We start from the raw sequence: 21,905 nt of genomic DNA, 5'->3' as shown, positions 1-21,905 counted from the left end.
GTTTTTAGTGTGTCAAGTGAGCGACTGTGGACTTTTCAGCCAAATTACGCCTCTATTGGGCGAATAAAACCATAAATTACAGCGTATTAATTCTCATCACTCTGCTCGGTGTGGTGGTGCCTGCTTGGTATTATGGACAAAACACACTGATCACGCCTTTGATCTTAGGCGTCATTGCAGCGGCTCTTGCGGAAAGCGATGACAGCTTTACCGGACGCTTAAAAGCACTTACGCTGACCTTTATCTGTTTCGCGGTTGCGGCTTTCTCTATTGAGCTTCTCTTCAATACGCCTTGGCTGTTTGCGATAGGGCTTTTTGTTTCAACTTTCTCCTTTATCATTCTCGGGGCAATTGGCCCTAAATACGCGAGTATCGCGTTTGGTTCTCTCTTAGTTGCCATCTATACCATGCTCGGTGCCCATGAGAGCACCAACCTTTGGTTTCAACCGCTTCTACTGTTAACTGGTGCCGCTTGGTACTACTTCATGTCGATGATTTGGCAGATAGTGTGGCCAATGCAACCTGTGCAGCAAAACTTAGCCACGGTATTCGATCAAATCGGTAATTACATCGATTCAAAAGCGGAACTCTTCTACCCCGTTTCAGACTTGATTCCTCAACCACACCGCATCATTGAAGCCAAGCTCAACGCGAGTACCGTTAATGCACTCAACATGTGTAAAGCGACACTACTTAATCGCTCTAAACGCGGACACATTGATGGACCAAGTGACCGATTTCTTAATACCTACTTCATCGCACAAGATATTCATGAACGCGTAAGTTCAAGCCATTATCGTTATCAAGAACTGGCAAAGCACTTTGAACGTTCTGACGTGTTGTTCCGATTTAAGTATCTACTGGAAGCCCAAGCCACAGCTTGTAAAGAAGTGGCGAGCTCATTGAAAGTGGGCGCTGAATACCAGCATGGTGACAAATCTGTACTGGCACTTGATGAGCTGATGTCTTCACTTAACCATCTACACCAACAGAACAAGCCCGAGTGGAAATCGCTGTTAAACCAATTGGATTACTTATTCAATAACCTGGCAACGGTTGAAAAACAGCTATCGAATATCAGTAACCCAGACGCAGAGAAGATTGAAGAAGGTGTATTAGACGACACCAACCCACACACGTTGACGGCAATGTGGCACAAAATCAAAGCCAATCTGCATACCGACTCTATGCTGTTTCGTCATGCGATTCGTATGGCGATCACGCTGACACTCGGCTACGGAATCATCCAAGGGTTTAATATTGAGCGTGGTTACTGGATCCTGCTAACAACACTGTTTGTTTGCCAGCCAAACTACAGCGCAACCCGCCAGAAGCTGACCGCCCGTGTTATTGGTACTGTGGCAGGCCTATTGGTTGGCGTACCGCTACTGACTTTCTTTCCTTCCCAAGAAAGCCAATTGGTGTTCATTGTGATCAGTGGCGTGATGTTCTTTGCTTTCCGAATCAATAACTACGGCTTCGCGACCGGTTTTATCACACTGCTTGTGCTCTTCTGCTTTAACCAATTAGGGGAAGGCTACGCGGTGGTGTTACCAAGACTAGCGGATACCTTTATTGGTTGTGCCCTCGCCGTACTTGCGGTCATTTACGTATTACCGGATTGGCAATCGAAGCGACTGCACAAAGTGATGGCGGATGCGCTCGATTCCAATAAGAATTATCTCGCTCAGATCATTGGTCAATACCGTGTCGGTAAGAAAGACAGCCTCAATTATCGTATCGCTCGTCGTAGTGCCCATAATAATGATGCAAACCTAACTGCCGCTATCAGTAGCATGCTGGTTGAACCCGGTAAGTACCGTACTTCTGAAGATGAGAGCTTCCGATTCCTAACACTCAACCACGCTCTACTCAGCTATATTTCGGCTCTGGGGGCTCACAGAACACGTATTGATGATGAGGCGACACACAAACTGGTGTTAGATGCGCACAGAGTAATCCACGAGCATCTAGACGCTCTAAATGATCAACTCTATTCTCATCAAGAACAGTGTGAAGTGAAAAACGCTTATGACCCTGAACTGGATAAACGTCTGAGTGAGTGGCGAGAAGAAGATGAGAGTTCTGTCAGAATGGTTCTACAGCAGCTCCATTTGATTTATCGAATGCTTCCAGAACTGCATACCTTAGCGACCAAGTTTGCAGTCAAGGTTAAGATCGATAAACCGTTTGAAACAGAAGCTTCATGAGTAACAAACAAAATACTGTAAAAACAAAAAGATAACGCCAATCGCTCACCTTTTGATCACCAGCCGTATTTATACATTGCTTTACCCATACCCCAAACTGGGTAGAGCAATTACTTGCCTACCCTTATGCCACAAGGGTTACAGGAGTTTTTACATTGTAGGAATTCTCTGACTTTGATTGACCAAGCCTTAACTTTGCCTAACATTTCTCGGACAAAAAACGACCACAGGAATTTATAGTTGTCTTAGTTTCAGGAAATTTCAAACACCATTTAATATTCGATTAATCTTGTTTGATTTCCTGTATCAGTAGGCTATGCTCTATAGAGCATATGGATTTGAACTAAGGTCACATTATGAATACACAGCAATTTGAAGCATTTAAGCAGCAAATACAGCTTCTTAGTCCACAGCAATTAAAAGCACTTCAAGGTGAAATCGACGGCAACCTTGAAACGGAGAAGCCTTGTTTGCTTACTGAAGAAGAGTTAAACGCGCTAAATGACCTGTTCAGTTAATAGACAGACATCACTATTTTAGCTTAAGTTCACATTTTCACCGTAAATTTCATCTGTTCACCATTGCGCTCAAAATATCGTCCGCCTAGACTCATTTCATACGTCAATAAAAGGTTCTGCTATGTCGATATCTGGTATTCAATCTGGTTACGCGATTATTCAGCAGTCAACTAACATGGTTGAAGAAGCTGCAATCGAGCTCAACCAAGCCTCCAAACACTCTTTAGAATCCGACGACACTTTCCAAGTTAGCGATCTCAGCTTTAATCAAATAGAGCCTGAACAATCCATTTCCTTTAAAGATAAAGAACCTGAACCCGCTTCATCCTCAACCGATTCCTTGATTAAACTGACACAAAGTGCAAGTTACAACCGCGTTGGTGCGAGTGTGGTTGATCGTCAAAACGAAGCCATCGGTAGCCTTCTCGACATTCATATCTAAATTACACTCAAATACAGCCTATATTTTGCGAAACTTTGCTGCTTTTTGCTTCAACAACCACACAAACTGTAACTCATTATATCAGGCGCTTGTTTCTGGTTTATTACTCGGTAGAATCAGCGCAAACCAATTTTCTGCACAAACTTTACTTCATACTATTTATGCCAAAACTAAATCTGCATCGCCGTGACTATGTTTCTATTTTAGGAGGCGACATCTCCGCAGACGAATTAGAAAAAAAGCTTCAACCTCATTTTGAAAAGCCAGTAAATAAACTGACACCTAGCCCCTACCTGACAGAAAAGAATCTCACACGCCGTTGGACTGCTCTCGATAACTCAGAATCACAAAAAGAGCTACTCGACTCCCATACCGAAAGTCAGATTCAAGCTTATGAGAAAAACATCGAACACTTCATTGGCACGGTTAAAGTCCCTGTCGGTGTATCTGGTCCTTTAAGAGTCAATGGCTTATTTGCTAAGGGTGATTACCTCGTACCACTCGCAACCACAGAAGCTGCGCTTGTCGCCTCTTACAATCGTGGTTCCAAGCTGATTACGGCTTGTGGTGGCGCAAGTGCTATGTTGCTCAATGAAGGTGTAACGCGCACTCCTGGTTTCGCATTCCAAGGATTAGTTGAAGCTGGGCAGTTTGTGGCTTGGGCTGTGACTCAATATGACCAATTCAAGATCTTGGCAGAATCAACAACATCACACGGCAAGCTTACCGACATCAACATCAACATCGAAGGCAACCATGTCTACTTGGTGTTTGAATTTCTAACTGGAGACGCTTCTGGTCAGAACATGGTAACCATCGCAACTAATGCTGTGTTTGAATACATCATTGAAAATACACCAGTTAAGCCTGACCATGCTTTTCTTGATGGCAACTTATCGGGCGACAAAAAAGCCAATACCCAAACCTTACGCAGCGTTCGTGGCAAAAAGGTAACAGCCGAAGTAAACATTCCTGCTGAGCTTGTTGCGAAGTACCTTCACACCACACCAGAGAAAATGGTGCAGTTCGGACAAATGACCACAGTCGGTGGTGCTTTGAGCGGTACGATTGGTATTAATGCTCATTATGCAAATGCACTTGCTGCGCTCTACATTGCTTGCGGACAAGACGCTGCCTGTGTTGCTGAATCAGCGATTGGTATGACTCGCATGGAACTCAATAAAGAAGGTGGTTTATACGCGAGCGTAACACTACCTAACTTAATGCTAGGGACTGTTGGCGGTGGTACCGGCTTACCAAGTCAAAAAGCATGTTTGGACTTGCTTGAGCTTCATGGCAACGGTAAATCACAAGCACTCGCTGAAGTTTGTGCTGCGCTATGTTTGGCGGGTGAACTGTCGATTGTCGGTGCGTTTTGTGCTGGCCACTTTTCACGAGCGCACCATAAGCTAGCTCGTAAATAACCTTAATCCAATTTGGCTTGTGCAGTTTTGTCGTTCATGCAAAATCACAAGCCAACCTAAATACGTGAGTCACACATGGATTACTTACACTTATCGCGAGTGAGCCTTAAGCACCTCACTGCTCTGCATATTATGCTGAACACCCACAGTGTGACTCAAACGTCTGAGCAGCTTTGTGTGAGCCCTTCGAGTGTCAGTAAAACACTCTCGCAACTGCGTGACATCCTTAACGATGAACTCTTCTATCGAGACGGCACCAAGCTAATCCCAACACCTTTTGCCTTAAAGATAGCCCCAACCGTTCATGCCATTCTTTCCAGTATGAATGGACTACTTCATCAGAAGAGTTTTACTCCAGAGGAGTACCAAGGCAGCTTTTCGCTCTCGATGCGTGAAAGCACCTTTGAAGTGTTCGCCTCAAAGATCAGCAAAATCACCACAGAGCTTGCGCCTAAAGCTAAACTCAATATCTATTCGAAACAGCAACTTGGCTTCGATGCTTTGCTTAGCGGCAAGGTAAATTTGATCTTGTTGCCCCATGATATCTCTCAGCCGCCAACCGATAACAAAGAGCTGGTTTGGGAAACGATTCTTCCTGATGAGATGGTGTGTTTGATGGGTGCCCATCACCCGCTCGCTCAACAAAAGCTGACGGTCGAGGGCTATTTAGATTACAAGCACATTGGTATTTTAGATAATGAACTGTCTCAGCCTTACTTTGAGCAAAACTTAGTTCAGTGCCACCAGCCGCGAGAAATGGCGATATCGGTAGCGGACTTTGGTGCTGCAGCCGTGCTTTGTCATCACACGCCTTTCTTGTTCACCTGTTCAAAACAATGGGCTGAGCATGCAAAACAAGCACAAGGTTTGGTGAGTAAGCCACTTCCCTTTGATTACGGTAAAGTGGCGTACAGCCTAGTGTGGAACAAGCCAAACATGAATGATCAAGCGATCAAATGGCTATGTGACTTGTTCTTAGAAGCTTAATCCTTTTAAAGACTTAACGTTCTTTGAAGCCTGACTGAGCATCTAAACAATTTAAAAGCTAGGTATAAACCTCTGGCGTTTGCATCGGTCTTTGAACTATCGCGTAGAGCTTGTCGTGAAAGCTCTGCATTTGTTGCTCTGTGCACTTTGGCCAATTTAGCGCTTCGCCGATCACACCGTGATGTTGAAACGCATTGAGCCGAATCCGGACGTCACTTGGCAATCCTTTCAAGTAATAGCTAACTTGCTCTATCTCGTCCTCAAGGTCACTTTTATTTGGAATATGCAGTAACCGAACTTCATGTAACTTACCTTGTTCAGCCAAATAGTTAATGGTTTCAATCACTCGATGATTGCCTCTACCGACTAACCATTGGTGTGTTTCTGATTGCCACGATTTTAAGTCAATCATCGCGCCATCAAGGTAAGGCAATACTCTCTCCCAACCTTGTCTAGACAACGAACCGTTACTATCAATAAAACACGTTAAGTGTGCCAACTGCGCGTCGCTTTTTATCGCTTGAAATAGCTCAATGATAAACGGCAACTGCATGGTCGCCTCGCCACCTGAGATAGTGATTCCGCTTAAGAAAAATTGGTTATGCCTGACGAGTTCAAGCACCTCAGAGACTGCCATTGTGGTGATTTTCGGGCTCGACTTATGATCGCAAACATCAATGCACTGATCGCAATTGGTACAGGCTGCCGGGTCCCATTTCACTTTGCCATCAATCATGCTTAAAGCACTGCTTGGACAGCCGCTAACGCAGTCTCCACAATGGTTACAGTGATTGATTGTATGAGGGTTATGGCAAGTAATGCAGTCAAAATTGCAGCCCTGAAGAAACAGCACCAAGCGGTTTCCCGGGCCATCAACACAAGAAAAGGTCAGCACACGGCTGACCTTCGCTTGTCTTTCTGTCTTATTATTTTTAACCCTAGCCATTTGAGTTGTTAGATCAGAAACTTTCATAATTCACATTGTTCGTATTCGAAACGCATCACACACATAACGTACGCACGTTAAAGCTATTCGTATGTCGGCGACATCTCTAAGCTCGCCACGCGTGGTTTACGCTCTAATATGCCCGTGTTCTTCGCAGCTTCAGCACCTAAGAAGGTGGTATTGGTGCGTGAGCCGTGCTCATCGTATTTCGCAATATCAGACAGTTTAATCATATAGCCCGTCACACGAACTAAGTCGTTCGATGCAACGTTAGCGGTAAACTCACGGTAACCAGCTTGGATTGCGCCTTTGCACAAGTTAAACATCGCTTCTGGGTTAGATTTCACTGTTTCATCGATGGTCAGAATGTCGCTGATACCTGAGGTATAGAACTTGTGGTGACCCGCAGTAGCACGCACGTAAGAGACAGGATCAGGTTCTGTTCCATAAGGAATACGAACGCCTGGGGTTACATCTTCATCTAAGCTGATACCTCCTTGAGCGTGCAACAGAGCCTTGCCTTCCAACCCATACTTCACTTCAGAGCTTTCAACAATCTCAGCCAGCTTTTCTGAGATACGATGCCCAAGTTGGTTAGCTTGTTCGTCATGACCATAACGCCCTGCGTTGCCCTCTTTTTCCATCAAGATGTTGACAGCTTCAGCCATGCCGTAAATGCCAAACATTGGTGCGAAGCGATCTTCTTCGATCAAACCTTCTTTGGTTAAGAAGCCTTCGAAGAAATTAGACTCTTCATGCAAGAAACGGCTACGTGCGTTCATCAACTCAACCATGATGCTACTGTAGTTCGGCAATACTTGTTGTAAGAAATCGACACTTTCCTCAGACTTTAACGCCACTTGTTTCAGGTTCATACGTACTAGCGTATTTGAACCACCCGCCAAAGGTAGAGAGTTGTAACAGCTCACAATACCAAAGCGCTTATCACCGTATGCCGCAGCGTGTGCAGGATAGTTGGCAATGTGTGGCTTGCTGCATTCACAGATGTTACTCGCAGCATGACGCAGCAGATCATCAGGCGTTACTGCAGGGTCGTACATAAAGGTTAAGTTAGGTGCGATCTGCTTGAGCTCAGCATCGACACGTAAAATAGTACGGCAGATGATGTTGTCCGTAGGGCCTACATTCACATGCATGAAGGCATCTGGCAGCGTGCGATCCAACATAATCCAAAACAGCTTGAGCTTTTGATAAACCTGCTCTTCCGTTAAGTCGACTACGAAAGGCATCAACACATCGTCCAGTTGACCTAAGTAAACCGGAATGGAAGTCACTGACGGAACGTGATGATAAAGGATGGTCAGCATGTTCAATGCTTCATCAAAATTAGTTGCCGCGCTAAGCTCTAAATACTTTGAGCCTTGATGTAAGTATTTAGAATAATCGGGAAGCACATAGCGCGGCTTAAATGGGGCGTGACCTTCAAACATGTCACATAGCACACCTTGTTGTAAGGCTTGCTCTACTTCATTGCTTACCGGCATGTACGGTAGGCTAGCTTCAGCTTCTAAGGCAAGATAACTCGATTTCTGTTTTGGAGACAGATTGACATCTGAAATGATATTGCTAAAGCGTTGTTGTTGCTCTGAAAGTGGTGAAGAAGTAGATGACGCAGATTGGTGGCTCATGATTAAACCCTTAAAATTGTTATGGGCTTATTCTATATCTCACCGTTACATTTCCACTAATGAAATGTATGCAAGACTGCTTTTCCAAAATGGAAATTAGATACTTGAAGTTAACCGGCATTAAGACACTAGGAATAGCAATAGGAATAGGAATAGGAATAGTCCGTTTAAAACACGAAGCCGTAAAAATAGAAAAACCCACATAACTGGCTTTAAGGCCGTTAATGTGGGTTTCGTTATTTAGGTTAGCGCTGTCAGAGTTAGCTAAAGGCAATACTCTTTACAGATAAAGGAAGCAATTACAGATGAGGAAGCACTTGTTTGCGTCCAACGCCCATCAGTACTTTTAACTCACCTTGTGGTGTATCAACCGAGAACGGTGTCGACACTTCAACAACAGAGAAACCTGCCGCACTCAAGACATTCTCTGAGCGCTGTTGGCTTACGCCATAGTCTTCACTGCCGTTTTCTAAGTACCAATCCCAGTGTACAAACGTGCCATCATTTTCAAGCAACGTGTAAATCAGACTGACTGTGTCTTGTAGGTTAGGGATAAAACCACACACCGAAGAAGCGACCACTAGGTCAAACTGGTTTCTGAATGCTGGATGCTGCGCTGCTAGTCCGCGCGATAAAATATCAACAACCGGTTCAACGTTAGGTAGCTCTTTCTTATCTAACTCTTCAATCATCCCTTCGGAGATGTCGAGTGCGATGATCTCTTTTGCTAAAGGAGATATTTTCTGGCTGAGTAGTCCTGTACCACAACCAAAATCAAGGACACGGGTTCCGTTTAAGTCAACGAGCTGTGTTAACTGGTCAAATACGGACTGTGCGAATACTGCGGTCGCGGGATCTTTATCCCAATCAACGGCGTACTCGTCCCATTGTTTCGCCATCATGGCCTCCATCTTTACTTCTTGTAGGTTCGGAACCCCCCCAGAGTAAACCAAATTAGTCAATTCGTCATAGAGTTATCATGCAAAGATGGACTATTTCTAAGATAGTCAGCACAATATTCAGATAATATGCACCAGCCCCCCGCTTAATATGGAAATGAAATGAACCTTTCTCAAGTCCAAGCCTTTTGTTCCGTTGCTGATTTAGGATCAGTCTCTGAAGCTGCACGCCAGCTAGAATGCAACCGAACCAAGCTCAGCATGTCGATTAAAGCCTTGGAAAAAGAGTTAGATGTCGAGTTGTTTGTACGTAGCGGAAACCACGTTGAACTTTCTGAAGCAGGCAAAGCGATTTACAAAGATTGCGAAGGCCTGTTGGTGACAGCGGCACGTATTAAACAAACCTGCTTGCATGTGTCTGGCGAATTCAACGCCGAGATTTGGATTGCACGAGATGACTCATTACCCGATGAGATGTGGCAGGATTTATCGCACGCTCTCAATAACAAGTACCCTTCGACCTCATTCAACTTCGTTCTCGCGTCGAGCGGCGATTTAGCTAACCTAGTTGAAACTCAGCAAGTCGACTTCGCATTTGGCGTCGATTACGAACGTGTCGATGACCCAAGAATTATCTACAACCCACTTGGTAAGATTCGAATGATGTCTGTTTGTAAGAAAGGGCATGATTTGAGCGCGATGCGACGTGTTTCAGATGAGGTGTTAAGAAATTCGATGCAAGCGACCATGGTTTATCTCAATGAAAAGGATAATCCTGAACTTGAGCCCTTCTCGCGCCGTTACATCGGCTTCTCTAGCTTTGATTTTATGCTGGATACAATTTTGCGTGAAGAAGCATGGGGCGTAATGCCAGAGCCACTGATTCGTCACTTACTACGTGAACAAGAGTTAGCGGTGATCAAACACACCTACGGCCTGACTCAAGAAGACTACTGCATGTTTACCGCTGCAGGCATGGCAGAACACCCTGGTATGAACTGGCTCGCGGATCAGCTCAGCGACTACTTGTTCGATTTCTAATTTTATCTTCCAAATATAAGAGCGGCGCGTGCTATTGCCTGCGCCATCTTTTGCGATCTAAGCCTTATACAGCCTAATACTGATGTAACCTCATACTGATATAACCAAAGACTGAACCGCTTAGAAAACCATGACGTGATCTACCAAGTAACGTCCATCCTCTTCAACCAATACCATTTCGGCGACAAACTCACCTTTGGCGATGGTATAAGCCTGCTTCCAGACAAAGGCGATGGAATCAGAGCGTCTGAATAGCGCCACTGGCTCACGCTCAGCAAAAAAGCCATTACTGTGCTGATAATGGTGACACACCTTTTCTAAATATTCTGGCGTAACAATGTCTTTCATTCTTTGAGTAAAGTCTCGACAGTGCTGTTCATGATCAACCTTGGTTGAACCATCCATCAGGTTATCCATGATCGGGTTAGCAATCGCCCACAACTCGTTATCATTGATATCGTCAAACTTCATATCGATTCATTCCTTGTCCATCGCAGTCGCAGCCAAATCTAGAGGACTAATAAGACCTTAGCGACTAATGTGTTTTATTAATCATAAACGATCCTATTTCAGTTGCACATCATCCCCAAAAAACACTCAACGTCAGTTTTATTGACACCTGACTTTCAACTTAAACCACTGAATTTAATGAATTTATATGTATTGGTTAAATAAGACATATAAACGTCATCAGATAAAGTTTGTAAAGTTAGCTCAATATTAGAACAATGAAGTTATCAAAAACATCTGGAAAATATTATGTGTGACAGGAAAAGCCAAAACGAAAATCGAGTACTATTGTTCTCAGCCCTTTTAGCATCAGGCTTCGCTATTGGCGGATTGGTGTTGGGTCTTATCGTTGGCTCTCTGGTCATAGTATTTGACGGTGTCTATTCTCTTATCAGTTTACTGTTAACTTTATTGTCACTAGCTGCTTCAAAATACATTAATCGCCCTTCAGATAGAGAGTTTCCGTTCGGTCGAGCTATCATCGAGCCGATTGTGATTGCGATTAAAGCCGTGGTGATTCTACTTGTGGTTGGTTATTCGCTTTACTCTGCGATTGGTGCCTTGATGACAGGTGGTCGTGAGGTCGATGCCTCTATCGCAACTCTGTTTGGTATTTTCAACGTGTTGGGTTGTGGTTACGCTTGGTGGTACATCGCTAACAAGAGCAAACGTATCTCTTCAGGTTTGATTCAAGCGGAATCTAAACAGTGGCAGATGGATACACTATTGAGTGTCGCGGTGACAGCTGGTTTCGTCGTAGCGTGGGCAATGACATTCTCGCCTCTTGCGTCATACGCAGTATATGCCGACCCAATGATGATGTTACTGATGTCTTTCTACTTCATCAAAGTGCCATTCGACATGTTAAGAGAAGCGATGCGTGAACTGCTGATGATGTCGGCAACCAAAGACATTTGTGATGCGGTAGATAAAAACGTGGTCGCTGTAGACAAAGAAGCGGATCAAGATTTGGAGCTAATGGGCGTGACTAAAGTTGGTCCTGAGCTAAGAATCAACGTTGATATTCATACCAATGACCAAGATGCGATTGCGGTTGATGATATTGAACGTACGCGCCGCCAACTTAAGCGACGCTTATCGAAGATGCCTTATGAGCTTCAATTGAATCTCAATATCGCGAGTTAAGAGTCAAGAAAACCTCTTACTAACTAAGACTCTGATTGAACCTTTTTAGAAGCCGACGCCGTAACCGTCGGCTTTTTGTCTCTGGTTACCCACCAACAAGCTAAAGAGCCAATCGTTACCATACAAACGCCCTGCCAAAACGTCATGCTCAATGACAAGCCCAAAATCATAGAAGACAGTAAGGTCGCAAAAATAGGCGTGAAATACGACATGGTCGCCAAGAAGACCATATTACCGCCAAGTATCGCTGTATTCCAAAGCGCGTAACCTGCGGCCATACACACGCCTGCCAACACTAAGTCAATTGCAGCACTGGTTGTCATCATCATGCCGGTTTCATTACTCAATGCGTATTTGATCCACAAGGTGATTGCCGTCGCGATAAAGAACAACACAATCGCATTCTGCCCTTTCGCCACTTTTTGAGTGTAATTACAGTAAACCGCCCAAATAATCGCACCGAAAAACGCCATTGAATAGGTTTTAGGGTTAGTAGCAACATTGGCAGCGATTTGTTCAACAGAAAGTCCCTGATCGCCGCTGATACTCCAAGCCACACCAAAGAAGGCTAAGAAGATACTTGGGTAAACCAACCAGTTAATCTTCTTATCGCTCAGTAATACTGCGAACAACACCGTCAATGCTGGCCATAAGTAGTTAATAACGGCCATTTCCAAAGCTTGATGTCGGTTGTTTGCCATTCCTAAAGCCAAAGCCAAGAAGATCTCATAACAAACGAACAGAGCACCACCAATCAACAGATACGACTTAGAGAAGCGCGACAACTTAGGTAAACCCATAACACAGACCAACAACAGTGAGCTCACTGTATAAAGGCTGGCAGCGCCACCGATTGGGCCCAGTTGTTCTGATACGCTACGAGATAGCGCGATTAAGCAGCTCCAAAGTAAAATGGCAGCAATGCCGTAGCAGCTATGGCGATGAGATTTCAGCACGCCTCTTCCTTTTCTTTATTGTTATTGGGTAATCAAAGCGAGCTTAAAGCAAAGATAGGCTTAAGCACCACTATCGATAACTTGCAGTAGGTAAAAATAAGTAGCCGAGCACATAACTGTACTCGGCTATCAATCATTCACTCAAAAATCTAAAAGCAATTTGCAATTAGCAATTAGCAATTAGCAATTATGCCAATAGGAGTGTCTGCAGGTCAGCTAAAGACTTAACTTGATAATGAGGGTTAATACCTGATGGTGCCGCTTTCTCTTGGCTGTTCAACCAACACGTCTCAATACCAAAATCCAAACCACCTAGAATATCTGAATGCGGGTTATCTCCGACCATCAATACGCGTTGTTTTGCTGGTAAACCAACAAGCTTGTGTGCATGTTCAAAGATTTCAGCGTCTGGTTTAGCAACACCTACTTCTTCAGAGATGATCACATGGTCAAAGTAATCTGTCATTCCGGTGCGCTCTAAACGGATAGATTGCAGTTCGGTAAAACCATTCGTGATGATGCCCATGTTCACTTTGCCTTTTAAAGACTCCATCAACTCTTTTGCACCAGGGAGCAGAGAACAGATATCCGCCATTGCGGTCAAAAATGCACTGTTGAGTTCTGCTGTTGTCGTCTCTAACTTTGTTGCCCAGCTTTCAAAACGCGCGTGCTTCAGTTGAGCTGCCGTAATGCGCCCATCTTGGTAATCTACCCAAAGTGGTAAATTCACCTCTTGGTAAACCGAATAATCCTGTTCACTAAAGTCCACACCAAAACGGGAGAACATCAGCTTCATTCCTTGAAAAGCATCAAAGTGGAACAAGGTTTCATCCGCATCAAAGAATATCCAATCGTACTTCATTTTCTGTCCTGTTATTCGCGCTGTTGAGCAATGCTGTGTCTGTTTTTATCGTAGTTTTGCTTAATTTTTCTTTTCGCCTTGTAGGCTGGCAATCACTTTACTCGCAAATCTGTGATCCTGTATATAAATCTAATAATTTATAGATAACAAGCCACAAGTCATGATGTATCGCAAATTTTGCCACATATTAAACCAATACCATACAAGAAATACACGTTAGGTACCGGGAGGTATTATGAAGCACTTTTTACCGTCATCTGTCATGCTCACCCCTTTTCTTGTCAAATACTATGATGAGGAACCAGAAGACCCCCCTAACTCTGAAGAGTCACAAGCTCCTCAAACTGAATGCAGTGATAACTCAGAGAAAAGCTCAATCCTGGCTGAAATTGAACCGACTTTCAGTGAATAAGCTTATTTTTCATTGTTATAGAGCGCAATTCTGTTTCTGATCGAGTCAATTTATCACGATCCACTACTGACAAAGAACACACCAGAAAACCATAAAAACGATTGCTATATGAGTCCTATCACAACGACTAGCCACAAAGTGGTAGTTCGGAATCAAAGTTGTTCCAGATCAATGGTCGACCACTTGAATGCCGACAACATGTAGGAAATTAAAAATCATAATTAACGGAGTTTTCCAATGTCTACTGCATTTTACATCCCTACAATCAACTTCATGGGCACTGGCTGTTTGAAAGATGCTGCTGATAGCATCCAGTCTCAAGGCTTTAAAAAAGGTCTGATCGTTACAGATAAGATCCTGAATCAAATTGGTGTAGTTAAGCAGGTACAAGACCTTCTTAGCCAGCGCGGCGTAGACGCAGTTGTATTCGATGGCACTCAACCAAACCCAACCATCACTAACGTGAACGATGGTCTAGAATTGCTGACTGACAACGATTGTGATTTCGTTGTTTCTCTAGGTGGCGGCTCTCCACACGACTGTGCAAAAGGCATCGCACTAGTTGCTTCTAACGGCGGCAAGATCGCAGATTACGAAGGTGTCGATCAGTCTGAAAAACCAATGATGCCTCTTATTGCTATCAACACGACAGCAGGTACAGCATCTGAAATGACACGTTTCTGCATCATCACCGATGAAGAGCGTCACATTAAGATGGCTATCGTTGATAAGCACACAACACCGCTTATCTCAGTAAACGACCCTGAGTTGATGCTTGCTAAACCTGCATCACTGACTGCAGCAACGGGTATGGACGCGCTAACACACGCAATCGAAGCTTACGTTTCTATCGCCGCAACGCCAATTACAGACGCGGTAGCAATTAAAGCAATCGAGCTTGTTCAAGCACACCTAAGAACAGCAGTAGCACACGGCGAAGACATTGAAGCGCGTGAGCAAATGGCTTACGCACAATTCATGGCTGGCATGGCTTTCAACAACGCTTCTCTTGGCTATGTTCACGCAATGGCGCACCAACTGGGTGGTTTCTACGACCTTCCACACGGTGTATGTAACGCTATCCTACTGCCACACGTTCAACGCTACAACGCACAAGTGTGCCCAGAGCGTCTACGTGATGTTGCAAAAGCAATGGGCGTGAATGTTGAAGGTATGACAGCAGAACAAGGCGCAGAAGCGGCTATCAACGCGATTGTTCAACTAGCAAACGACGTGAACATCCCAACCGGTATCGCGCAACTTGGTGCTAAGCTTGAAGACATTCCTACATTGTCAGACAACGCACTGAAAGACGCATGCGGTTTTACTAACCCTAAACAAGCGACTCACGAAGAAATCTCAGCGATCTTCGAAGCGGCAATGTAATCTAGATACAAGTCACTCTTATAGCTAAAACAAACGGGCTCACCTTCTGAGTCCGTTTTCAATTGTCCGTCCAACCCCTTTCAAACCTTTACCTTCAACATTAGCTACCAGATATTAGCCATAAAAAGTCGCATTACCCAAATTGCTTAGTTATAGTTAAACCATTGATAAATAGAATAACCAATAGGTTCCATTGAGTCGTAGGATAGTTAGCACCTCATTATTGACGTCATTCCTTGCATACTCCGCTCAAGCAGAGGAACAAAATGAGTGTCACAGTCAGCCGTTAGAAGACGCCCCTGTCGAAAAGGCTTACCATTTCCTGAACAGTAAATTTTGCCAACCTGCGTTGTGGTTTGACAGCTTCTTTGTGGATGACCGAATAACTGAAGACGCTCGTGCGGGCACCTCTGTGCGTTGGTACAACGATTTCATTTACTTGGAAGGCGGCGATGTCGACTACTCCACAAAACTCAAAGCGCGTTTACACCTTCCCTTTGTGAGCAAGCGGCTGAAATTAATCTACGAGTCTGTCAGCGATGAAGAGTTCTTGGATTTTTTTCCGAATGATTCAGATGAATTAGAAAGTGCGTTAGGTCTGCGTTACGACGCGTACGCCAAAGGCTATAGCAGCTTCAATATTAAGGCGACATTACGACCACGCATTGAAGCTCGTTACCGCTTTACCTACCCTCTTACAACCGATGTGGTATTTAGGTTAACTCAGCGTATTTATCAGGAAAAACAAGAAACTGGCGAGATCACTGATATTGATTTTGACCTATCGCTCAGTGATAAGTTCCTGGCCCGATGGTCAAGTTTTGCTGGGTATAACGACGATCTTAAAGGTTGGACCTATGGTACGGGATTAAGCTTGTATCATTACCTTTCTCAAGACCAAGCACTCCAATATAGCGCCACGATTAATGCAACGGATGAGCCTTATAATCACTACGAATACGCTCAGGTTTCGATTACTTACCGACAGAACGTATGGAAAGAATGGCTGTTCTACGAACTCATTCCTCGTTATCAATGGGAACGAGAACCTTATGAGAAGCACACTGAAGAAGCCAATATAACCCTTCGGCTTGAAGTCTTATTCAACAACGTATAGTTCAATAATGTATAGCTCAACAATGTCTAAACACTTGGCTATTACGAACAGTTAGCTTACGTTTATAAAATTGATATAGCGCTAATAAAAAAGCACATCATGCGATGTGCTTTCCCAGTTCAATCAAGGCTAAGCCTGTATTCTTAACCTTTGTAGTTTCTTACTCGCGCCGCTTCTGCTTCACGCTTGTCAACAACCGTTTTACCAATTGGCGCTAAGGAGATAACCGCTAGTTTAAGGTGCTGAATCGCAAACGGAATACCGATGATGGTAATGAAACACGCCACAGCTGACATGATGTGACCAATCGCAAGCCAGATTCCCGCAAATAAGAACCAAATAACGTTACCAATCACACCTAGCGGGCTCGTGCCAATGTCCATTTCATTGGTCAGTTCATCGCGTGAAATCGCTTCCTGACCAAATGGGAAGAATGAGAAGTTACCCATAACAAAACACGCTCTACCCCATGGAATACCAACGATGGTTAGGAATGCGAGCAGTCCGAAAAACCACCAAGCTAGTCCCATAAATACGCCACCGAACAGAAACCAAATGATGTTTCCTATTGTTTTCATTCTGTATTCTCCAAATCTTTGAATGCTGTTTATTTCATATGCCGAGTAAGGCAATGCTTGTTGTAATAGGTTCATTATTGTTGAACCTTTATGAACCGTTTATGAATCACTTACATTTTATGTGATTGATACACACCACGGTTCTCTAAATCCGCATAGGGCTCAACCCATTTATTTGATACCATTCATATCTAACCTAAGCGCAGACTCAACAACGAATTTAAGGCCGAACCTATGAACAATACAGAGCAACCTAAAAAGAACATGAAAAACTGGGTGCCAATCGTCTTCTTCGGGCTTCTCAGTACGGTTCCAGTGTTCATGTTCTTAGTCGACGTGTACATCAACCAGTACATGTGACAGAGCCCGCCGGCCTAGCTGCATAAATGGATGCCGGAACGATTTCCTGTATCCATTTCCATTAAATCAGTTCTTCTGCAGTCAGCTCTTCTGTAATCAAATCAACTTTTCCGTAATCAAATCAGCTCTTCGTTAATAAAATCAAGAATGTCGATCAGCTCATGATCAGGCAGATTCAGTAAGTTATCACCAACATACCATTCAATCTTACATTGGTTTGGCAACTCGCTGATCGCTGGGTTTCCTATCCAAATCTTGTATTTCTTCGCTATGTTGTCTCTCACAATAATACCGTCTTCATAGCTCACTGGTAAATAGAGGTGAAGCATGTTTACTTGGGGTTCCTGCGGGTTCACTTTGAACTGCGGGTAATCTTGTAAGATTTGATAGATTTGCTTAGTACGCTCATACAATGCTGGCATCAACTCAATCCGTTGATCAAACTGCATTGCTGCCGAAACCACGTAAGGCGTTCTATGGTACACATTGCCACCTTGACGCTTCATCCATGCCGACGCTTTCGCTACAAAAGCCTTATCACCTAATAAGAGTGAACCTCCAAGGCCATTTAACCCTTTGTAGAGCGAAACATAAGCCGTATCGAAACCCTTCGCGATCTCGCTGTAAGGCTTTTGGTAATACGCGCCGCACTCCCACAAACGTGCACCATCCATATGAAGATGGATCGATTGTTCTTTGCAATATTGCTTTATTACTTCAAGCTCTTCCCACTCTGGCAGTTGCCCACCAATCTCACGCATCGGTAGTTCATACAACGCCGCCGCGATCTCATCTGGCCAAGCTTTTAAATCATCAACATTCCAAGTTCGAAATACATTACCAACCGGAAGTACGTTGAAACGGTTCTGGAGCTGATACCCTTGGCGTTCATGACGCATGATATGACTCGACTCATGCATCGCAACGAGTGGGTTTCTTTTCTCTTGGCAGGCAATCTCTAACGCCGTCGGTTGGTTCATTGTGCCAGTAATAACAAACACCGCCGCTTCATAGCCAAGCAGGTCTGCAACTTTGGCTTCAAAGCCTTCGATGAATTCACCGTCGCCATAACTGTCATGACGCACATTGTTCGCTTCACACCATTCAGCCATCTGAGCAAATGTTTGTGCTGGAGTCGGTTCAAAGTGACCAGAAAGCAACAAATTACATTGTTGACGCAAGTCCGTGCTCATACCTTTTCCTTTATTCATTGTCGTTCTATGTAGGGTGATTGAATTATTTACGTTAGCCTTCAACGGTGACATAAAGTACACCTATTCGCTTTTATTATTAGCGAATAATTAGTTTTACTCAGTCACCGGCTGCGTGTGCCGGAAATACTCAAATTGACGGGTGTTTTATATAATTAAGTCCCTAAAAACACGCGCTTCTAACTAGATAAGTATGGGCTAATTCGTTGTTGTTCAACCATTCTTCTATTATTGTATATCTATAATTCCAATAAATATTATTCGTTAATGGACAAAGAGGGCTATATGTCGAAAAATCGAGTCTTGGTGCTATTCGCCCACCCTTCTCAGCATCGCTCTGAAGCTAACAAACCCTTATTTGAGCAAGCCAAACGTATTGAAGGCGTCACCTGTGTCGACCTTTATGCTGAATACCCAACCTTCAAGATCAATATCGATCGCGAACAGAAACGCCTGTTGGACCATGACATCATCATTTTTCAGTTCCCACTATATTGGTACTCAACACCCGCAATTCTTAAAGAATGGCAAGACCTCGTCCTAGAATACGGATTTGCTTACGGCACCGATGGCAACGAACTACAAGGCAAGAACTTGTTATGTAGCATTACTGCAGGTGGCAAAAAAGACGCCTACCAAACTGATGGTTACAACCATTTCACGATTCGAGAACTGCTTCACCCAATCGAACAAACCGCTTCTCTGTGTGGGATGAACTACCTCGCGCCCTTTGCGTTATTTGGTTCGCGTACCGCGTTGGAAGAGAACCGTATTCAAGAGCATGTCGATAGCTATAAAGTACTGTTAGAGGCGTTGGTTGCTGGCAAGATCAATATCAAAAAAGCCAGTAAGGCAGAAAAGCTAAACCACTACGTAGAAGAACTAATGGCAGAGGTTAAATAATGACGGGATATTTTCTACAAGCGTTTATCTACTTAGTCGCAGCAGTTATTGCCGTGCCTATTGCCAAAAGACTTGGCCTTGGTTCTGTATTGGGTTACCTCATTGCTGGTGTTGTGATTGGCCCAATTATTGGTCTGGTAGGTGAAGAGACCACAACTATCCAACACTTTGCCGAGTTCGGTGTGGTTATGATGCTGTTCTTAGTCGGTCTTGAGCTTGAACCTAAGATGCTTTGGGCAATGAGGAACCGACTTATGGGGCTAGGTGGCCTGCAAGTTGGTGGCACGACCGCAATTGTAATGGGTATCGCCCTTTTTTTCGGACAGCCTTGGACCATTGCGCTGACTATCGGTTTGATCTTCGCACTGTCATCTACCGCGATTGTTCTCCAAACCTTTAACGAAAAAGGGCTATCCAAAACAGAAGGCGGCAAGAACGCTTTCTCAGTCCTACTGTTCCAAGATATAGCCGTCATCCCTATGTTGGCGTTTATCCCTCTATTGGCGTTGCCAGAATTAATCGAAGCTGCACAAAGCGCGGTCGCTTCGGCTTCTGATCACCATGAAGAGTTGAGTCTTGTTGCTGGCCTACCCGGCTGGGCTTATGGCCTTGTGATCACAGCATCTATTGCGATTGTTGTGGTCGGCGGACACTTCTTGAGTCGTCCACTGTTCCGCTTTGTAGCAAGCTCAGGTCTGCGTGAAATCTTTACTGCAACCGCACTGATGTTGGTGATTGGTATTGCTGCATTAATGAGCCTAGTCGGCCTATCACCGGCTTTGGGCACTTTCCTTGCAGGTGTGGTATTAGCGAACAGTGAATTCCGCCACGAACTTGAGTCTAATATCGACCCGTTTAAGGGACTGTTACTTGGCTTGTTCTTTATTACCGTCGGTGCGGGCATCAACTTTGATGTTCTATTCAACGACTTTGGTTTGATCATTGGCCTCACCCTTGGCGTCATGCTTCTTAAAGCCTTAGTGCTATTTACGTTGGCATTGATCTTCAAAATCAAAAACAGTGACCGTTGGCTGTTTACATTGAGCTTGGCGCAAGCCGGTGAATTTGGATTTGTACTATTGAGCTTCTCGGCTCAAAACCACGTGTTACCTGCTGACATCGTCCAAACATTGTCTCTGGTTGTGGCACTTTCAATGTTCCTAACACCAGGGTTATTCATTCTATTTGATAAAGTGATTCTGCCTCGTTACGAACAAAAATCTAACGACCGCGAAGAAGATACTATTGAAGAGAAAGGCACCGTTATCATTGCGGGCATTGGTCGATTCGGTCAAATCGTTAACCGCTTGTTGGTGTCGAACGATGTCAATACGGTGGTTCTGGATCACCAAGCGAACCAAGTAGACTTACTGCGTTCTATCAATATCAAATCTTACTTTGGTGATGCGACTCGTCACGACTTGTTGCATACCGCCGGAATCGAAGAAGCGGCAATGCTAGTAGTAGCAATCGATAACCAAGACTCAAGCGTTGAGTTAGTGAAGTACGTTAAACACACCTACCCTAAAGTGAAAATCTTAGCCCGCGCATTCGACCGTGGTCATAGTTATCGCTTACGAGAAGCAGGTGCAGACTTTGTGGAATCAGAGACCTACCATTCTGCTCTTGAAATGGGCGCACAAGCCTTGCGCTCTTTGGGTCATCATCCATTCTTCGTCGAACAGCAAAAATCGACGTATCAACGCGTAGAGAGCCGTAAGTCTGAAAAGCTTTACCAAGCTTGGTCTGAGGCAGAAGAGAACCCGCGCTACGACAACAACTACCGACAAATCTTCATTCACCTTGAAGAAGCAATGAAAGAAGATATGAAAAAAGACCGTTCAGACAAGCACTCTCGATCTGAACGTGGTTGGACACCGCCACCGAAAGGCTATGCAGATGGCTTTGAGGAAGAAGAGTCCTAAGCAGAACTCTAAATAACGGCGCTAGATAACCATACTAGGCAACCATCAAAAGCGGCTATTTAGGCCGCTTTTTCTTTCATTGAACCCCTACAAAACGTCAAATGAGCATGAGTAGCGGGTGCTAGAACTCGTAATCCGAAAGATTTATGTGATCTAGCTAAAATTTTTAATTTCTGACCACATGGCAAAAGTGAATTCACTTTTTACATTATTGAAACATTCCAACCTCGCATAAACCACACCATAAACATGGCTATATATGCACTCATTTAAGTCGTTCAATCATCGCCCCAATTCATAGCGACCACCCTCTAAGGCTTGAGTTACATTGCATATATCTAAATACGCTGCACAAGCCCCAATCCAACCATTCACCACGCAAATAAGTATTGCGCTGCATTCACAAATTCAACCCGTTAAAAT

Annotated in this window: 21 protein-coding genes; 13 read left to right on the top strand and 8 right to left on the bottom strand. The window is 44.2% G+C overall.

Annotated elements, in window-relative coordinates; all coding sequences use genetic code 11:
• Positions 1 to 26: 26 nt before the first annotated feature.
• The 5 genes from yccS to OC193_RS17405 all read left to right on the top strand — a co-directional run bounded on the left by yccS (position 27) and on the right by OC193_RS17405 (position 5,581).
• Positions 27 to 2,210: a YccS family putative transporter gene (gene yccS / locus OC193_RS17425; protein WP_048660380.1), complete on the top strand. Its 2,184-nt coding sequence runs from the start codon at positions 27 to 29 to the stop codon at positions 2,208 to 2,210.
• A gap of 356 nt (positions 2,211 to 2,566) precedes the next feature.
• Positions 2,567 to 2,728, top strand: a complete 162-nt coding sequence (locus OC193_RS17420) for a hypothetical protein (RefSeq protein ID WP_165690294.1) — start codon at positions 2,567 to 2,569, stop codon at positions 2,726 to 2,728.
• A 121-nt stretch (positions 2,729 to 2,849) separates the two neighbouring features.
• Entirely contained in the window at positions 2,850 to 3,170 is a 321-nt protein-coding gene (locus tag OC193_RS17415; protein ID WP_048663387.1) for a hypothetical protein, read from the top strand.
• Positions 3,171 to 3,331: 161 nt separating this feature from the next.
• A complete protein-coding gene (locus OC193_RS17410) occupies positions 3,332 to 4,594 on the top strand; it encodes a hydroxymethylglutaryl-CoA reductase (RefSeq protein WP_048663517.1) in 1,263 nt (420 codons plus the stop codon).
• A 75-nt stretch (positions 4,595 to 4,669) separates the two neighbouring features.
• On the top strand, positions 4,670 to 5,581 hold the full coding sequence (locus OC193_RS17405) for a LysR family transcriptional regulator (RefSeq protein WP_048663386.1): 912 nt from the start codon (positions 4,670 to 4,672) through the stop codon (positions 5,579 to 5,581).
• A gap of 58 nt (positions 5,582 to 5,639) precedes the next feature.
• Here the strand turns inward: OC193_RS17405 and OC193_RS17400 are convergent, their stop codons facing one another.
• The 3 genes from OC193_RS17400 to OC193_RS17390 form a co-directional block, all read right to left on the bottom strand.
• A complete protein-coding gene (locus OC193_RS17400; protein WP_048663385.1) occupies positions 5,640 to 6,554 on the bottom strand; it encodes a YjjW family glycine radical enzyme activase in 915 nt (304 codons plus the stop codon).
• Between the two features lie 56 nt (positions 6,555 to 6,610).
• Entirely contained in the window at positions 6,611 to 8,176 is a 1,566-nt protein-coding gene (locus OC193_RS17395) for a YjjI family glycine radical enzyme (protein ID WP_048663384.1), read from the bottom strand.
• A gap of 299 nt (positions 8,177 to 8,475) precedes the next feature.
• Complete coding sequence (locus OC193_RS17390) at positions 8,476 to 9,075, bottom strand: class I SAM-dependent DNA methyltransferase (protein WP_048660386.1); 600 nt, start codon at positions 9,073 to 9,075, stop codon at positions 8,476 to 8,478.
• A 162-nt stretch (positions 9,076 to 9,237) separates the two neighbouring features.
• On the opposite strand from OC193_RS17390, the gene OC193_RS17385 reads away from it, so the two are divergent.
• Positions 9,238 to 10,116, top strand: coding sequence for a LysR family transcriptional regulator (locus OC193_RS17385; RefSeq protein WP_019825766.1), 879 nt, complete (start codon positions 9,238 to 9,240; stop codon positions 10,114 to 10,116).
• A 120-nt stretch (positions 10,117 to 10,236) separates the two neighbouring features.
• Here OC193_RS17385 and OC193_RS17380 read toward each other — a convergent pair whose 3' ends face one another.
• Entirely contained in the window at positions 10,237 to 10,587 is a 351-nt protein-coding gene (locus OC193_RS17380) for a hypothetical protein (protein WP_048663383.1), read from the bottom strand.
• 288 nt (positions 10,588 to 10,875) lie between these two features.
• Here OC193_RS17380 and OC193_RS17375 point away from each other — a divergent pair, with 288 nt between their 5' ends.
• Positions 10,876 to 11,772 carry a cation diffusion facilitator family transporter gene (locus OC193_RS17375; protein WP_017629660.1) on the top strand — a complete coding sequence of 299 codons (897 nt, stop codon included), beginning with the start codon at positions 10,876 to 10,878 and terminating at the stop codon, positions 11,770 to 11,772.
• A gap of 23 nt (positions 11,773 to 11,795) precedes the next feature.
• Here the strand turns inward: OC193_RS17375 and yddG are convergent, their stop codons facing one another.
• A complete protein-coding gene (gene yddG / locus OC193_RS17370) occupies positions 11,796 to 12,728 on the bottom strand; it encodes an aromatic amino acid DMT transporter YddG (RefSeq protein ID WP_048660388.1) in 933 nt (310 codons plus the stop codon).
• A 187-nt stretch (positions 12,729 to 12,915) separates the two neighbouring features.
• A complete protein-coding gene (gene yjjG / locus OC193_RS17365) occupies positions 12,916 to 13,590 on the bottom strand; it encodes a pyrimidine 5'-nucleotidase (RefSeq protein ID WP_048663382.1) in 675 nt (224 codons plus the stop codon).
• A gap of 235 nt (positions 13,591 to 13,825) precedes the next feature.
• Here yjjG and OC193_RS17360 point away from each other — a divergent pair, with 235 nt between their 5' ends.
• The 3 genes from OC193_RS17360 (at position 13,826) to OC193_RS17350 (ending at position 16,505) form a co-directional block, all read left to right on the top strand.
• Complete coding sequence (locus OC193_RS17360; protein ID WP_165904223.1) at positions 13,826 to 14,002, top strand: hypothetical protein; 177 nt, start codon at positions 13,826 to 13,828, stop codon at positions 14,000 to 14,002.
• A gap of 237 nt (positions 14,003 to 14,239) precedes the next feature.
• The gene (yiaY, locus tag OC193_RS17355) at positions 14,240 to 15,388 is read left to right on the top strand and encodes an L-threonine dehydrogenase (protein WP_048660391.1); all 1,149 of its coding nucleotides are present in this window, start codon (positions 14,240 to 14,242) and stop codon (positions 15,386 to 15,388) included.
• A 193-nt stretch (positions 15,389 to 15,581) separates the two neighbouring features.
• Positions 15,582 to 16,505, top strand: a complete 924-nt coding sequence (locus OC193_RS17350) for a hypothetical protein (RefSeq protein ID WP_048663381.1) — start codon at positions 15,582 to 15,584, stop codon at positions 16,503 to 16,505.
• 143 nt (positions 16,506 to 16,648) lie between these two features.
• On the opposite strand, the gene OC193_RS17345 is transcribed toward OC193_RS17350, so the two are convergent.
• A complete protein-coding gene (locus tag OC193_RS17345) occupies positions 16,649 to 17,083 on the bottom strand; it encodes a YccF domain-containing protein (RefSeq protein ID WP_004730224.1) in 435 nt (144 codons plus the stop codon).
• Between the two features lie 234 nt (positions 17,084 to 17,317).
• On the opposite strand from OC193_RS17345, the gene OC193_RS17340 reads away from it, so the two are divergent.
• Entirely contained in the window at positions 17,318 to 17,443 is a 126-nt protein-coding gene (locus OC193_RS17340) for a hypothetical protein (RefSeq protein WP_259739748.1), read from the top strand.
• Positions 17,444 to 17,559: 116 nt separating this feature from the next.
• Here OC193_RS17340 and OC193_RS17335 read toward each other — a convergent pair whose 3' ends face one another.
• A complete protein-coding gene (locus OC193_RS17335) occupies positions 17,560 to 18,636 on the bottom strand; it encodes a threonine aldolase family protein (RefSeq protein ID WP_048663380.1) in 1,077 nt (358 codons plus the stop codon).
• 303 nt (positions 18,637 to 18,939) lie between these two features.
• Between OC193_RS17335 and OC193_RS17330 the strand changes: the two genes are divergently transcribed.
• Both OC193_RS17330 and OC193_RS17325 read left to right on the top strand, forming a co-directional pair.
• Positions 18,940 to 19,557, top strand: coding sequence for an NAD(P)H-dependent oxidoreductase (locus tag OC193_RS17330; RefSeq protein ID WP_048663379.1), 618 nt, complete (start codon positions 18,940 to 18,942; stop codon positions 19,555 to 19,557).
• Positions 19,557 to 21,482 (top strand): monovalent cation:proton antiporter-2 (CPA2) family protein, encoded by a 1,926-nt coding sequence (locus OC193_RS17325; RefSeq protein WP_048663377.1) that lies wholly within the window; start codon positions 19,557 to 19,559, stop codon positions 21,480 to 21,482. The genes OC193_RS17330 and OC193_RS17325 overlap by 1 nt, the downstream gene beginning before the upstream one ends.
• Positions 21,483 to 21,905: the final 423 nt, after the last annotated feature.

Origin of the sequence: Vibrio crassostreae (genome assembly GCF_024347415.1) — a bacterium.
GTDB lineage: Bacteria > Pseudomonadota > Gammaproteobacteria > Enterobacterales > Vibrionaceae > Vibrio > Vibrio crassostreae.
This window is presented reverse-complemented; position numbering and strand designations above follow the sequence as displayed.

Excerpts from the sequence above, each read along its gene's own strand:
- OC193_RS17335 (WP_048663380.1), bottom strand. The coding sequence starts at position 18,636 with ATGAGCACGGACTTGCGTCAACAATGTAATTTGTTGCTTTCTGGTCAC.
- OC193_RS17415 (WP_048663387.1), top strand. The coding sequence starts at position 2,850 with ATGTCGATATCTGGTATTCAATCTGGTTACGCGATTATTCAGCAGTCA.
- OC193_RS17410 (WP_048663517.1), top strand. The coding sequence starts at position 3,332 with ATGCCAAAACTAAATCTGCATCGCCGTGACTATGTTTCTATTTTAGGA.
- OC193_RS17330 (WP_048663379.1), top strand. The coding sequence starts at position 18,940 with ATGTCGAAAAATCGAGTCTTGGTGCTATTCGCCCACCCTTCTCAGCAT.
- OC193_RS17390 (WP_048660386.1), bottom strand. The coding sequence starts at position 9,075 with ATGGCGAAACAATGGGACGAGTACGCCGTTGATTGGGATAAAGATCCC.
- OC193_RS17380 (WP_048663383.1), bottom strand. The coding sequence starts at position 10,587 with ATGAAGTTTGACGATATCAATGATAACGAGTTGTGGGCGATTGCTAAC.
- yiaY (WP_048660391.1), top strand. The coding sequence starts at position 14,240 with ATGTCTACTGCATTTTACATCCCTACAATCAACTTCATGGGCACTGGC.
- OC193_RS17385 (WP_019825766.1), top strand. The coding sequence starts at position 9,238 with ATGAACCTTTCTCAAGTCCAAGCCTTTTGTTCCGTTGCTGATTTAGGA.
- OC193_RS17405 (WP_048663386.1), top strand. The coding sequence starts at position 4,670 with ATGGATTACTTACACTTATCGCGAGTGAGCCTTAAGCACCTCACTGCT.
- OC193_RS17420 (WP_165690294.1), top strand. The coding sequence starts at position 2,567 with ATGAATACACAGCAATTTGAAGCATTTAAGCAGCAAATACAGCTTCTT.
- OC193_RS17345 (WP_004730224.1), bottom strand. The coding sequence starts at position 17,083 with ATGAAAACAATAGGAAACATCATTTGGTTTCTGTTCGGTGGCGTATTT.
- OC193_RS17340 (WP_259739748.1), top strand. The coding sequence starts at position 17,318 with ATGAACAATACAGAGCAACCTAAAAAGAACATGAAAAACTGGGTGCCA.
- OC193_RS17360 (WP_165904223.1), top strand. The coding sequence starts at position 13,826 with ATGAAGCACTTTTTACCGTCATCTGTCATGCTCACCCCTTTTCTTGTC.
- OC193_RS17395 (WP_048663384.1), bottom strand. The coding sequence starts at position 8,176 with ATGAGCCACCAATCTGCGTCATCTACTTCTTCACCACTTTCAGAGCAA.
- OC193_RS17400 (WP_048663385.1), bottom strand. The coding sequence starts at position 6,554 with ATGAAAGTTTCTGATCTAACAACTCAAATGGCTAGGGTTAAAAATAAT.
- OC193_RS17375 (WP_017629660.1), top strand. The coding sequence starts at position 10,876 with ATGTGTGACAGGAAAAGCCAAAACGAAAATCGAGTACTATTGTTCTCA.
- yjjG (WP_048663382.1), bottom strand. The coding sequence starts at position 13,590 with ATGAAGTACGATTGGATATTCTTTGATGCGGATGAAACCTTGTTCCAC.
- OC193_RS17325 (WP_048663377.1), top strand. The coding sequence starts at position 19,557 with ATGACGGGATATTTTCTACAAGCGTTTATCTACTTAGTCGCAGCAGTT.